Annotated in this window: 13 protein-coding genes; 4 read left to right on the top strand and 9 right to left on the bottom strand. The window is 50.4% G+C overall.

Features of this window, described 5'->3' with window-relative positions:
* Nucleotides 1-156 precede the first annotated feature (156 nt).
* Together envZ and ompR are read right to left on the bottom strand one after the other, a co-directional pair.
* Complete coding sequence (gene envZ, locus L4D06_RS17320; RefSeq protein ID WP_274164388.1) at nt 157-1506, bottom strand: two-component system sensor histidine kinase EnvZ; 1350 nt, start codon at nt 1504-1506, stop codon at nt 157-159.
* Nucleotides 1507-1509: 3 nt separating this feature from the next.
* Nucleotides 1510-2226 (bottom strand): osmolarity response regulator transcription factor OmpR, encoded by a 717-nt coding sequence (gene ompR / locus L4D06_RS17315; protein ID WP_028025815.1) that lies wholly within the window; start codon nt 2224-2226, stop codon nt 1510-1512.
* 244 nt (nt 2227-2470) lie between these two features.
* Here ompR and greB point away from each other — a divergent pair, with 244 nt between their 5' ends.
* The gene (gene greB, locus L4D06_RS17310; protein ID WP_274164387.1) at nt 2471-2956 is read left to right on the top strand and encodes a transcription elongation factor GreB; all 486 of its coding nucleotides are present in this window, start codon (nt 2471-2473) and stop codon (nt 2954-2956) included.
* A gap of 36 nt (nt 2957-2992) precedes the next feature.
* Nucleotides 2993-5344 (top strand): Tex family protein, encoded by a 2352-nt coding sequence (locus L4D06_RS17305; RefSeq protein WP_274164386.1) that lies wholly within the window; start codon nt 2993-2995, stop codon nt 5342-5344.
* Between the two features lie 116 nt (nt 5345-5460).
* On the opposite strand, the gene L4D06_RS17300 is transcribed toward L4D06_RS17305, so the two are convergent.
* The 3 genes from L4D06_RS17300 to bioH all read right to left on the bottom strand — a co-directional run bounded on the left by L4D06_RS17300 (nt 5461) and on the right by bioH (nt 7247).
* Nucleotides 5461-5955 carry an ATP-dependent Lon protease gene (locus L4D06_RS17300; RefSeq protein WP_337992913.1) on the bottom strand — a complete coding sequence of 165 codons (495 nt, stop codon included), beginning with the start codon at nt 5953-5955 and terminating at the stop codon, nt 5461-5463.
* Nucleotides 5956-6030: 75 nt separating this feature from the next.
* Nucleotides 6031-6366, bottom strand: a complete 336-nt coding sequence (locus tag L4D06_RS17295) for a hypothetical protein (protein ID WP_274164384.1) — start codon at nt 6364-6366, stop codon at nt 6031-6033.
* Between the two features lie 80 nt (nt 6367-6446).
* Nucleotides 6447-7247 (bottom strand): pimeloyl-ACP methyl ester esterase BioH, encoded by an 801-nt coding sequence (gene bioH, locus L4D06_RS17290; protein WP_429740534.1) that lies wholly within the window; start codon nt 7245-7247, stop codon nt 6447-6449.
* Between the two features lie 40 nt (nt 7248-7287).
* Here bioH and L4D06_RS17285 point away from each other — a divergent pair, with 40 nt between their 5' ends.
* Nucleotides 7288-7965 (top strand): ComFC family protein, encoded by a 678-nt coding sequence (locus tag L4D06_RS17285; RefSeq protein ID WP_274164382.1) that lies wholly within the window; start codon nt 7288-7290, stop codon nt 7963-7965.
* A gap of 91 nt (nt 7966-8056) precedes the next feature.
* Nucleotides 8057-8641 carry a Fe-S biogenesis protein NfuA gene (gene nfuA, locus L4D06_RS17280; protein WP_274164381.1) on the top strand — a complete coding sequence of 195 codons (585 nt, stop codon included), beginning with the start codon at nt 8057-8059 and terminating at the stop codon, nt 8639-8641.
* Between the two features lie 99 nt (nt 8642-8740).
* Here nfuA and dinF read toward each other — a convergent pair whose 3' ends face one another.
* Genes dinF through L4D06_RS17260 form a run of 4 tightly spaced genes read right to left on the bottom strand, consistent with a single transcriptional unit; the run spans nt 8741 to nt 12745 of the window.
* Nucleotides 8741-10096: an MATE family efflux transporter DinF gene (gene dinF, locus L4D06_RS17275; protein WP_274164380.1), complete on the bottom strand. Its 1356-nt coding sequence runs from the start codon at nt 10094-10096 to the stop codon at nt 8741-8743.
* Between the two features lie 46 nt (nt 10097-10142).
* Complete coding sequence (locus L4D06_RS17270) at nt 10143-10697, bottom strand: GNAT family N-acetyltransferase (protein ID WP_429740533.1); 555 nt, start codon at nt 10695-10697, stop codon at nt 10143-10145.
* A 16-nt stretch (nt 10698-10713) separates the two neighbouring features.
* Nucleotides 10714-11634, bottom strand: a complete 921-nt coding sequence (gene cyoE / locus L4D06_RS17265) for a heme o synthase (protein ID WP_274164378.1) — start codon at nt 11632-11634, stop codon at nt 10714-10716.
* Nucleotides 11627-12745, bottom strand: a complete 1119-nt coding sequence (locus L4D06_RS17260; protein ID WP_429740532.1) for a COX15/CtaA family protein — start codon at nt 12743-12745, stop codon at nt 11627-11629. Before L4D06_RS17260 ends, cyoE begins: the two co-directional genes overlap by 8 nt.
* Between the last annotated feature and the right edge of the window lies 1 nt (nt 12746).

Below are 12746 nucleotides of genomic sequence, written 5' to 3'. Positions count from 1 at the left end.
TGCTGTATTGGCACTCTATTACAGTTGTAGCAGATGACTCACAAGTGAGACGATAAAAATGCAAAAAATTTGCTACAGGAACAGGAATATACCCACAAAAAAACGCAGAGCGGTGACCGCCCTGCGTTTTGATGTTATTGAAAATATATTTATAAATTAACGCGTTGTCGTGCGCGAACCTTTATTTTTGGCGACTGGCAAAACAATCTGAGCACGCAATCCGCCTTGCGAACGCTGCATCAGTTTCAACGTGCCATTGTGTTGCTCCACAATGCGTTTCACGATTGCTAATCCAAGCCCAGTACCTTCACTGCCACGCGCTGTATCACCGCGAGTGAAAGGCTGCAGCACAATCTCCACCTGATCAGGTTCAATACCCGGACCATTGTCTTCGACGGTGATCCATTGATGACGACGATCAGCACTACTGCCTGTCGCAATGCGAACCCAGCCTCCGCCATAGCGCACGGCATTAACCACCAAGTTGGTCACCGCGCGGCGAATAGCCACTTCGTTCGCTTCAAGCTTACCCACCAGCTCGCCTTTGCTCATTTCAAGATCATGACCCGTTGCACCATCCGCCACGGAGACATCATCAACCAAGGCGTTCAAATCAATCGGGGTCATATCTTGCAGCTGCACTGAACGCAAATAGTCCATAAATTGGTTGATGATCTCGTTACACTCTTCCGTGTCTTTGATCATGCTGTCGGCAAGATATTCGTCCGCCGGAGACATCATTTCTGTCGCCAAGCGAATACGTGTTAATGGTGTGCGTAAATCATGACTCACGCCTGCCATTAGCAGGGCACGGTCTTCTTCCAGCTTACGAATACCTTCGCTCATCTGATTGAACGATTTCGTCACTGCTCGAATATCTGACGCGCCTCGCTCAGGCAAAGGTGGCGGAAACTTTCCGTTCCCCACTTCCAATGCAGCTTTTTCCAACGCAGCCAGCGGACGGTTTTGCACCTTGATAAACACCCAACCGCCACCAATCACCAACAAGGCGATGAACATGGAATAGAAGAATAATGGTTGGAAATCATCTTGATGCAGCTCTGAAAGCGGAATACGCATGATATAGCCAGGGAACGCGGTGCTATCTAGCCAAAGCACATAGTTCTTCGACTCTAAGCTTATCCGCGCTTCCGTCGGCGCACTCAGCTTTTCCGACATATCCGTACTGAGGTAATCAATCGCCGCCGCATTCTCAAATTCTTCCATCATGACGAGTTCAGTTTCGTCATGCATGGTGACACCCAATTTTTCCAGCAATTGACGGCGCAGATTTTCATCGAGGTGATAAACCTTGCCATCAGACAGCGTCATGTCCTCATTCAGCATCACCTGAATTTCATGGGCGAGGATTTTGTTGAACTGCTTAATGCTGGGCAGAAGGGCGTAATTGAGGATAGTGAGATAAGAGAAGATCTGGCTGGCGATAAGAAGGCCAGCCATTACCACGAGTGTACGAGCAAAGTTACTACGTGGAGAAAAGCGCATTATTTACGCTTCTCCGTCCGGAACGAACACGTAGCCCAAGCCCCAAACTGTCTGAATGTAGCGCGGCTTGCTTGGGTCTTCTTCCACCATGCGGCGAAGTCGTGAAATTTGCACGTCAATCGAGCGTTCCATCGCGGAATACTCACGACCACGAGCCATGTTCATCAGCTTATCGCGAGACATTGGTTCACGCGCGTTAGTCACCAGTGCTTTTAGCACGGCGAATTCACCCGAGGTGAGCGTCAATGGCTGATCATTGCGGAACATTTCACGCGTGCCGAGGTTCAAACGGAACTGACCAAACTGAACCACTTTTTCTTCACTAGACGGTGCGCCCGGTGCTTCAACAACTTGACGACGTAATACGGCACGAATACGAGCAAGCAATTCACGCGGGTTGAATGGTTTTGGCAGATAATCATCCGCGCCCACTTCCAGTCCCACAATGCGGTCAATCTCATCACCTTTTGCAGTCAGCATCAGGATCGGTAATGTGTTGTTCGCCTGACGAAGGCGGCGGCAAATGGATAACCCATCTTCACCCGGCAACATCAAATCCAACACCATCAGGTGGAAATTCTCTCGAGAAAGTAAGCGGTCCATCTGCTCGGCATTCGCCACGCTACGAACCTGAAAACCTTGCTCTGACAAATAACGCTCAAGCAAAGAGCGCAAACGCATATCGTCATCTACCACTAGGATTTTATGATTATCTTGCATGACCTACCTTTCTTTCTATTCTTGAAGGTGTTTACGAACTTGATTGTATCGTCTGACCTGTTTATGAAACATCAAGGCGAAGCCCTTCGGGGAGAAAAACTGTTACCAGTTGTAACCGTCCCAGCTTGCTCACCGACCACCATTTCGCGGGATAGCTTAACGTTGCAGGGCTTGTTGGCTTTAATCATGACGCCAAAGCGGTTATAACTCTTCTCGAAAACGAACGACATACTCGGACATAGCAATGAAAAAAACCGATTTAGTCACCCGAGAAGGCTACAAAAAGCTCAAACAAGAGCTCGATTTCTTATGGAAAGAACGACGCCCAGAAATCACCAAAATCGTATCGTGGGCGGCAAGCCTCGGCGATCGCTCAGAAAATGCGGATTACACGTATAACAAACGGATACTGCGTGAAATCGATCGTCGCGTTCGGTACCTGCGCAAGCGCTTAGAAATATTGCGCGTCATCGATTATAACCCACAACAAGACGGGAAGGTGTTCTTCGGTGCATGGGTCGATATTGAAAACGAGAACGGCGACACCCTTACCTTCCGCATTGTCGGCCCCGATGAAATATATGGCCGAAAAGACTACATCTCCATTGATAGCCCCATGGCACGTGCATTGATAAAAAAAGAAGTCGATGACGAAGCCTCAGTGCCAACTCCTGAAGGCGTTAAGCTCTGGTATGTTAATGCCATCCGCTATCAACAAGACGAACTTTAATACTGCCGTTGCGGCGGTGACTCTCAAAGGAACACCATGACCTCGTCAATTTATCAACAAATTGCCAGTGAGCTAAATGTCCGTGACGCGCAAGTGATTGCTGCTGTTACCCTGCTCGATGATGGCAATACCGTCCCATTTATTGCCCGTTACCGTAAAGAAGTCACTAACGGCCTTGATGACACCCAATTGCGTAATCTGGAATCTCGCCTTGGCTATTTACGCGAACTAGAAGACCGTCGCCACGTCATCCTCAAATCGATTGATGAACAAGGCAAACTCAGCGACGCGCTGAAAAAAGATATCCTGAGCGCTGACACAAAAAACCGCCTTGAAGATTTGTACCTGCCGTACAAACAAAAGCGTCGCACCAAAGGGCAAATTGCCATTGAAGCGGGCATTGAGCCGTTGGCGCAAACCCTATGGCAGCACCCAGATACCGATCCAGACGCCGAAGCCGCTAGCTACATTGATGCCGACAAAGGCTTCGCTGACACCAAAGCCGTACTTGATGGCGCACGTGCTATCTTGATGGAGCAATTTGCCGAAGACGCAGCCCTGCTTGATAAAATTCGTCGTCACTTAAACCAACAAGCCGAGCTTCAAGCGCGTGTGATTGCTGGCAAGGAAAACGAAGGCGCGAAATTTAAAGATTACTTTGCGCATGACGAACGTCTCACCAAAGTGCCGTCTCACCGAGCATTGGCCATGTTCCGTGGTCGCAACGAAGGCATCCTTCAACTTTCTCTCAATGCCGATCCCGGTCAGGATGAAAAATCCACGGGATCGTATTGCGAAAACATCATCTGCGATCACTTTGGCGTGACACTCGGTACCGCTGCTGCCGATCGTTGGCGCAAGCAGGTGGTGAGCTTTGCATGGCGCATCAAAATTTTGATGCACATGGAAACTGAATTGATGGGCAACTTGCGTGAAATGGCAGAAAACGATGCCATTAAAGTGTTTGCCGATAACCTGAAAGATCTCCTGATGGCTGCACCCGCTGGCCCTCGCAGCACCTTGGGTATCGACCCAGGCTTGCGTACAGGGTGTAAAGTCGCTGTCGTGGACAGTACAGGTAAGCTACTCGATACCGCCACCATTTACCCAACCGCGCCGCACAACAAGATTGCCGAATCGTCGCGCGTGGTCATGGCGTTAGTGAAAAAGCACAACGTGGATTTGATTGCGATTGGTAACGGCACAGCATCACGTGAAACCGATGCGTTTGTGGCTGGCATGCTCAAAGACGCAGGCCAGAAAATTCAAACCGTGATGGTGAGTGAAGCAGGCGCATCGGTCTATTCAGCGTCAGAACTTGCCGCTGCCGAATTCCCAGGACTTGACGTCTCGCTGCGCGGCGCCGTTTCCATTGCGCGTCGCTTGCAAGACCCATTGGCCGAGCTGGTGAAAATTGACCCGAAATCTATCGGTGTGGGCCAATACCAACACGATGTGAGCCAGAGCCAATTGGCAAAACGCTTGGATGCGGTGGTAGAAGACTGTGTGAACGCCGTGGGTGTGGATGTGAATAGTGCCTCTGCCGCACTGCTAACCCGTGTGGCAGGCCTTTCTACCACCATGGCGGCGAATATCGTGGCGTTTCGTGATGAGAACGGCCGCTTTGGCGATCGTAAAACCTTACTGAAAGTACCGCGCCTAGGCCCGAAAGCCTACGAGCAGTGTGCAGGCTTTTTGCGTGTGATGCATGGCAAGAACCCATTGGATGGCTCTTCGGTTCACCCTGAAGCCTACCCTGTGGTGAAACGCATTGCCGACAACACAGGTAAAGCGGTGGATGCCATGATCGGTAACCATGACTTTCTGCGCAGCTTGAAAGCGTCAGATTACGCAGACAGTACTTTTGGTATTCCAACGGTCACAGACATTCTGTCTGAGCTAGCAAAACCAGGACGTGACCCACGACCTGAGTTTAAAACCGCCACGTTCGCGGAAGGCGTAAACGAAGTGAAAGATCTGATCCCCGGCATGGTGCTAGAAGGCTCCATCACTAACGTGACAGCATTTGGCGCGTTCGTGGATATCGGCGTTCACCAAGACGGCTTAGTGCATATCTCGGCACTGTCAGACAAATTCATCTCTGACCCACGTGAAGTGGTTAAAGCCGGCGATGTGGTGAAAGTGAAGGTGATGGAAGTGGATCTTGCGCGTAAACGAATTGCCTTGTCGATGCGTCTAAACGATGAGCCGGGGGCGGACAACAAACCTGCAAGTCGTGGCAATGCAAACCGTGATTCACGTTCAGCCCAACCTCAAACGCGTAATCAACCTCATCGCGGCGCATCGAGTCATCAACAACAAAGCGGTAACTCACCAGCCTTTGGTGGTGCGTTCGCAGATGCATTTGCGAAGGCAAAGCGCAAATAAGCCGACGACAAACCTTTTGCTAAAAACCACAACAGCGCCTCTCGGCGCTGTTTTTTATATTCATTTACCGTGTGTACGATGCGAAGCATCGCAATGGTCGCTCAGGCGAGTGTTCGCTAAATCACGATCAACACTTCTGAAGGAAGGTTTGCCGCTGACGATTGTTGATAGCGCATCGCTACCACCGCCCCTGTCCGCTGGGAATCTTTCAACTGATCAATCTTATCCAGCACTTCTTTCGGCAATTTGAGTTTCATGGCATAGCCATTTTCACCAGCGGGAACATAACTGCCGCTTGATAGCATTGACGAAAGTTGGCTTAGGGTTTCATGCGCCGCAAACTGTGCGCCATCGAATTGGCGAGATTGTTGCGTGAGATCAGTGTAAGTAGGATGCTCAGACGGATCCCATGATGGCTTGCGAAGCTGCTTCTCTTCTTGGCTAACCGGACGCTCTTCGGCGTTAGCGGTGGGTTGGCGCGGAGGGACAATTTTTTCGCGCACGCGATTGTCCCGCGCAACTTGCTCCGTTGGCGGATTCACTGACGGTGCGACAGCGGGTATGCTGACGTTTGCGGGCGAAATGTTCATGCCAATGTTGTCTCCCAACATCAACCGAAGGCCGTCGCCTTATGGCAAACCGCGGGCAACCCCGCGACATGCGCAAACTGTATCTCTACAGCGAAACTATACCAAGATAGCTAATATCCCACCTATCGTACCGATGGCAGATAAAACTTGTCCGGCGGTATAAGCCCCATCATCATTGGTTTTCACTTCGTCAGGGTGGTCCATACCCAATGCCCCGTAAGTGAATGCTTCAACGTCAGATGAAGCGGGTACTTTGCCTTCGGTTGCCGTTGCTTGGTTGACAGTCTTAGCGTCCGTTACACCTTTAGCGACTTGCGCATAAGACTGATTTGCTCCCTCTGACGTTTGCGCCTGATTCGCCTTTGCTTCTGCATTTACAGGCGAAGGTTTAGCGTAAACGTACTGAGATTGCCCAACGTTACCTATATTCATTATGGTCTCTCCTGATGCCATATCAAGTAACACGTATAAAGTATCGGCAACTAACGTGTAAAATTTAGCCGCATTTCACTTTATTTCGTCACTTTTTTCTGACTGGACGGCAAACATTGTCCGCAAAACGCCAACAGCGCCTGCGTAAAATGGGCAGGATCAGAGATAAACGGTGCATGCGATGCATTGGCAAAAATTTGCCGTTGCGACTGCGGTGCCAGTACATCGAGCTCTTGCGCCACTTTCACGGGCACAAGGCCATCTAGCCGACCATACATTCTCAACCAAGGCATTGAAATATCACGCAATTGCGGTCTCAAATCAGCCTCAGCAAGAATACCTAGCCCAGCCTCTAGAGCTTCAGGTTGCGGCGCAGGGTGTGACAACACCGATTGCTTCAACCACTTGATATCTTGTCGCGCCGTTGGACTGCCCATTGCCTGTAGCGCCATAAATCGCTCAACGGTTGTTTTAAAATCGCCCGCCAATTGTTTCGTAAACGCCTGCAATACCTCGGGTTTAATCCCTCGCCATCCATGTTCTGCAGAAAATCGAGGTGAACTGGCAATAGTCACTAAGCCTTTCACTCTCTCAGGGGCAATCAGCGCCGCTTGCGTCGCAACCATGCCGCCCAAGGACCATCCTGCCCAGATCGATTCCTGTGGAGAATTATCAAGCAAGCAATGTGCCATCTCTTGCAAAGAAAACGCATCTGTCGGTTGGCTGAAGCCATAACCGGGCAGATCGACACAATGCACGCGATAGTGAGGAGTGAGAGCGGGGAGAATGTTTTGCCATACTGCACTGTTCATGCCCCAACCGTGAATGAGAATCAGATCGGAACCCTGGCCTTCCGTATGCCAGTAAAGAGATGTCGTCATTTACACTGCCTAAATTCGATTCGTTTCGAGCCATCAAGCTATGATGTTTCGCTCTATCTTACGCGCCCTGCCGCTTCGCTGTCAGCTTTGTCATCACACGCTGGTGCATCGACATTATCCCTGGTGCGAAACATGTCATGAGACGTTTCCTCGCATCCCGCGCTGCTTGCACTGTGGCTTGCCGACGCCCTATGTTACCGACAGTTGCGGTCGCTGCCTGAACTCGCCACCCGCTTGGGATAGGCTCATTTGTGTCGGTGGCTACACATTTCCGTATGACAAGCTGCTTCACCGCTTCAAATACCAAGGCCATTATTGGCTCGCGCCCGCGCTCGGGAAATTGCTGGCTGAGGAAATCGACGACCCAGCACCGATTTTATTGCCTGTTCCTATGCATTGGCGACGGAGAGTCATGCGAGGTTTTAATCACAGTACTCTACTGGCAAAGGCATTAGCCAAGCCTTTAGAAGCCCAATGTGCGCCCGACATCCTAAAACGCCACCGCGCGACTCGCCAACAGCAAGGATTAAGCCGACAATCTCGCTTATCTAACCTTCGCGGGGCATTTACAAGCAAAGGAACACTGCCGAAGCACGTTGCATTGGTTGATGATGTGGTCACCACAGGCGCAACCATTAATGAACTTTGTCGGTTATTGCGTAAACAGGGCGTCACTCAGATTGATGTCTATTGCCTTTGTCGAACACCGCCAAAGTGACAAAAAAGTAACCTCACTGCTTTGGGGGTGATAGTAAAGAAAAACCAGAGTAAACTGTCATTAACATATCGGAATAGTCAGGTAAGAAGCCGTGTCACACATTATTATTTCAGAAAGTGCACAAAGCCATTTCGTTAAGCTGCTGGAGCAGCAACCAGAAGGCACCAACATCCGCGTATTCGTGGTTAACCCAGGCACGCAAAGCGCTGAGTGTGGCGTGTCTTACTGCCCTCAAGATGCCATTGAAGCGTCGGACACTAAGTACGAATTCAATGGCTTTTTGGCCTACGTTGATGAATTGAGTCTGCCGTTCCTTGATGATGCGGAAATTGACTTTGTCACTGACAAAATGGGGTCTCAACTGACTCTGAAAGCGCCGAATGCGAAAATGCGTAAAGTGTCGGATGATGCCACGCTGTTAGAGCGTGTTGAATACGTTATCCAAACTCAAGTGAACCCTCAGCTTGCAGGTCACGGTGGTCACATCAACCTAATTGAAATCACTGAAGACGGCGCAGCTGTTATCCAGTTTGGTGGTGGCTGTAACGGTTGTTCGATGGTCGACGTGACATTGAAAGACGGTATCGAAAAGCAGCTACTTGAAGAATTCAGCGGCGAATTAACCGCTGTACGTGATGTGACTGAGCACGCTGCCGGCGAGCACTCTTACTACTAAGTGCCCCCAGCTCGTTGAGTACATACACATAAAAAAGGCTCCCAAGGAGCCTTTTTCGTTTTCTATTTTCACCACCCTGCCATCACTGATAGCGAGTTTTTAAGGATGTGATGACAACAAGAACTTCCCACGTCGCCACTGATACGCAAACAACACACCTAGGGTAATTCCTCGTAAAGCCATAAAGCCGAGCATTGCCGCCCAAAGAGCATGGTTACCTATGTCTTGATTCGCACTGCTCAACAGCCACCAAATGGCGAAAAAGCCTGCCATCGAGATGAACATGGTATTACGCATTTCTCGTCCACGTGTTGCCCCAATGAACACGCCGTCTAACAAGAAGCACCACATAGACACCAAAGGCATGGCTATCAGCCAAGGCAGGTATAAATATGCTTGTTCGCGTACGGCGGGAATGTCTGAAATTACCCCGACGATACTTCGCCCTCCCAATAAAAACGCCAAGGTGATCAGCAAAGAAATAACCAAACTCCAGAAGGAAGTTGCCGTGAGAGACTCCAATAGTTCTTGCCGATTTTTAGCGCCGATCGCCTTACCCACCATGGCTTCCATCGCGTAGGCAAACCCATCCATGGCAAAAGACACCAGCATCAAGAAATTCATCAACACCGCATTGGCTGCCACCACGTCATCCCCCAAGGTCGCACCTTGAAAGGTCATGAACGTAAACGCTAATTGCAAACAAAGGCTACGCAGGAAAATGTCTCTGTTGAGCTTTGCTAATCGGCTCATTCCCGCAGACGCTTTCTTCCATTGCGCAAGCGGCGAAGGCAGTGACGATTCCACCCAAACCCTAGCAACGAAATACAACCCTAGCGCCATACCTGAATAATCGGCGATCACACTCGCCGCAGCGGCGCCCTGAACTTTCCAGCCAAAGCCCACCACAAACAGTAAATCCAGCACGATATTGACCAGATTGACCAAGATGATCAGCATCATCGGCTTCTTGGCGTTTTGTGCGCCAAGCAGCCATCCCATGATCACCAAATTGGTTAGCGCGGCAGGCGCACTCCAAATACGAATAGAAAAATATTCATCCGCATAGCGTTTTACTTCCGCGCTGGCATCACTATACGAGAGCACGGCATCAGCAATAAACGGATGCAAAGCGAGGATCACCGCCGCCAGTAACCACGCCAAGGTCAAGCCTTGCAAAAACACATTGGCAAGCCCTGTTTTGTCGTTACCGCCCCACGCTTGCGCCGTCAGCCCAGTGGTTGCCATGCGCAAAAAGCCCAATAACCAGAAGGTAACAGCAATCATTGTGCTGCCAATAGCAACACCGCCGAGATACCAAGCATGGTCGAGATGACCAATAACGGCCGCATCCACCAGCCCCAATAGCGGCACAGTGATGTTGGATAACACCATAGGAAAAGCGAGAGAGAACACGCGAACGTGGAGTGATTTTTGTTGAAGTGCTGAAAACATAATTCGCACACTAGGAAAATTCGGTGGGCCAGTGTAGCAAAGATGATTAAAACGTTATCGTTAAAAACACCGTATTACCCTGATGATTTTCATCATTTTCGTCTCGGACAAAGCCGTTTTTCTCCAACACCTTAATCGATGGGACATTCTCGGCACTGGCGCCACCAGACAGGGCTTTGACAACACCAGACGAGCGACTCCACGCCACTAATCCCGCAATCATTTCACTGGCAAGCCCTTGCCCCTGATAGCGTTCAGCCACCACATAGCCCAATCGAAGCAAATAGCCGTCGCTTTCGTGCGCGTCAATCTCTGGATAGAGCAAAAAGAAGCCTGCCAGCGCATCATCATCGGCCAAGCTCACTGTCACAAACTGGCATTCAGCGACCGTGCTCAATAACCACTTAGCCGCACTTTCTGTGTCACACACCGTTTGTATATCAGGGGGAAGATGGCGAGTCACATCAGTCGTCAGTATCGAGGCAAGCTGCGTTGAAACTGCACTTAACACGTGAGGTGATGAGGTAGATGATAACGCCGCGGCAGTTAACCGCGGCGTTCGAAACGTCACATCAGGAAAGGTCATGATGGCACTCAGCACAAAGGAAACATTTCCCTTATGCTAACGCATACCACGCGTGGTCAGCCAACAAGGCGACAAACAGACCGAAGATATGCCAAATGGAATATTTAAAGGTCTGCCAGGCTAGTCCTTTTTCATCGGCAAACTTCAAACGCCATGCATACCACGCAAAACCAAGGTTCAGCGCAAAGCTGCCAACCAAATAAATCTCACCACTCATGCCTGCTAACCATGGTAAGAACCCTACAACGATGAGCAGCATGGTGTAGAGCAAAATCATGGTCTTGGTAAATTCAACACCATGCGTCACGGGCAACATAGGAACGCCAGCTTTGGCATAATCTTTCTGACGGTGAATCGCCAACGCCCAGAAATGAGGCGGTGTCCACGTAAACACCAGCATCACAAGTAGCAATGCATGAGGGTCTAATGAACCTGTGACCGCGACCCAGCCGAGCAATGGCGGCATGGCGCCAGCAAGGCCACCAATCACAATGTTTTGTGGGGTGGCATGCTTCAACCAAACGGTATACACCAAGGCATAGCCAATTAAACTCGCGAACGTGAGCCATGCCACCAGCGAATTCAACGCCCAAAGCAAGGCAAAACCCACCACCATGAGCGTGACACCAAACGCCAATGCCTGCATGGTGCTGACACGACCTTTCGCCACAGGACGATGGATGGTGCGTTGCATTTGACGGTCAATACGACGGTCAATCACATGATTGAACACCGCAGCGGCAGCGGATTGCATCCCTATACCCAGCAGTCCCAAAATCACCACTTTTGCTGTTGGTAACGCTGGTACAGCAAGACACATTCCCACCATCGCGGTGAGTAGCAACATGGCCACCACCTTAGGTTTGGTTAACTCCAGATAATCACGCCAGACGGCGGTTTCCGTTCTCGTAGATGTGCTGTTTGCTAGCGATTGCACTGAGACTTTAGCCATGACTCAACCTCCCCGATTCTTCCAATGACGTCTGAGACGCGTTGGAAGGTTGGGCGGAAAAAACCAACACGGTTGTCCGCACCATAATTAATAACAACAACAAGCCACATACGTTGTGTGCCACTGCCACCGACAATGGTAATAAGGCAACAACATTGGTTACACCCAGTGAAATTTGTAACAGTAACGCGCCGACAAGCAGCATCGACGTATTTTTTCCTAATGGTCGGCGAACACGCCACGCCAACAGCAGCACCAATGCCGTTACCACCATCGCGCCAATTCGGTGGGTGGCGTGAATGGTCACACGCTGTTCAAAACCGAGGACACCATATTGATAGGTCTCGCTGGTTGGGCTGATTGGGTGAAACGCTGACGCGTCATAACTGCTCGCCCAGTCCACTTCACAGATGGGCAATTGCGTACACACCACCGCGGCATAATTCGCCGACGTCCATCCACCCAAGGCAATTTGCAATATCACCGCCATCAGAGCCCCTACCGTGAGCGCTTTTAATCGACCGGATATTGAACCAGACAACGTGGTGTTATCTTGGATAGCCATTGATGCGGCGTCTGGTGGCACCACGCCTGCTTGCTCAGATACTTCATGACTTTCATGCTGTTGCCTAAAACGTTTTCGCTCAAGTACGGCCAACAAAAACAGCAAGGTCACTGTGGTGAAGCCGCCTAATAGGTGCCCCATCACCACAATGGGCATTAAGTTCATGGTGACAGTCCACATGCCGAGAGCGGCTTGAAATGTCACCACAGCCAGCAAAATTGTGGGTAATGTTCGACTTCTACCCTGACCTCGCCAAGCCAGCCAAGCGATGGCTGCAATGACCAAACCTAGGGTGCCAGCCACGTAGCGGTGGATCATCTCATTCCATGCTTTTTGCGCTTCCACGGGAGCATTTGGGAAAGCTTGTGTGGCTTGTTCCACTTTTTCAGGGGTTAGTGGGACGGTCAAAAATCCATAACATCCCGGCCAGTCAGGGCAACCTAGCCCTGCTTCTGTTAAACGGGTGAACGCGCCGAGCCCTACCACCACAAACGCCAAGAGCAGTGCGCCATAAATAACCCCGAGGTAGCGTTTTTCAGCGTCCATG

It is taken from the genome of Enterovibrio makurazakiensis (assembly GCF_050336585.1).
Classification (GTDB): domain Bacteria; phylum Pseudomonadota; class Gammaproteobacteria; order Enterobacterales; family Vibrionaceae; genus Enterovibrio; species Enterovibrio gelatinilyticus.
Note: the sequence above shows the minus strand (reverse complement) of the source record. Positions and strands in the feature narration are given on the sequence as shown.